At 21.7% G+C, this 663-nt stretch carries 1 protein-coding gene; it reads right to left on the bottom strand.

Annotated elements, in window-relative coordinates:
• Positions 1-106: 106 nt before the first annotated feature.
• Positions 107-663, bottom strand: a 557-nt coding sequence (locus C6B38_RS10300) for a hypothetical protein (protein ID WP_162475927.1), incomplete at its 5' end; no start/stop codon positions are given.

Genomic DNA, 663 nt, shown 5'->3' with positions numbered 1-663 from the left:
AATTCAACCTGAGACTGAGAATATTTAATCAATAAATATGGTGAAAAGAATTTAATTATCTTAAAAACAAATAAAAAATAACCTTAATTGGTTATTTTTTTAAATGTTATTTATTTCATCTTTTTTTAAGACAATATTGATTTCAACTTTTAACTTGTTCTATTGTTTGTTTACAATTATGACAAATATTAACATTATGTTTTTTAAGATATTTACGAAATATTAATCAACCAAATAATATTAAATATAAAATATAACTTGGTATTTTATAAACTTGTTCTAAAAATTTACCAATCGGTAATTTAATTGCTGGTATTTTAGGTATTTTTGTTGTTAATCAAGCAGTACCATGTAATATTGGATATGATATAACAATCCCAGCATATCCAAAAAAACCACCATCAGTTATATCATGTTGACCAAACATAAACTCTTTAACTGGTTCTAATGTTGGTATTCAATTAAAATGTAAACTAGTAAAAAATAAACCATATAAACTTAAAAATGGTGTATGATATAAAATTGATAAAGCATTATATCGCATAATATATGCTTTTTTAATATGAAATGGATATTTATCATATTTTAAAAACTTACGATTTTTTCATGCTTTAAAACTTTGACTTGGATTTCTTTGTTCAAAACCTAATCTTTGTCAATCAA

This window comes from Spiroplasma sp. ChiS, assembly GCF_002968355.1.
Taxonomy (GTDB): domain Bacteria; phylum Bacillota_I; class Bacilli_A; order Mycoplasmatales; family Mycoplasmataceae; genus Spiroplasma; species Spiroplasma citri.
Note: the sequence above shows the minus strand (reverse complement) of the source record. Positions and strands in the feature narration are given on the sequence as shown.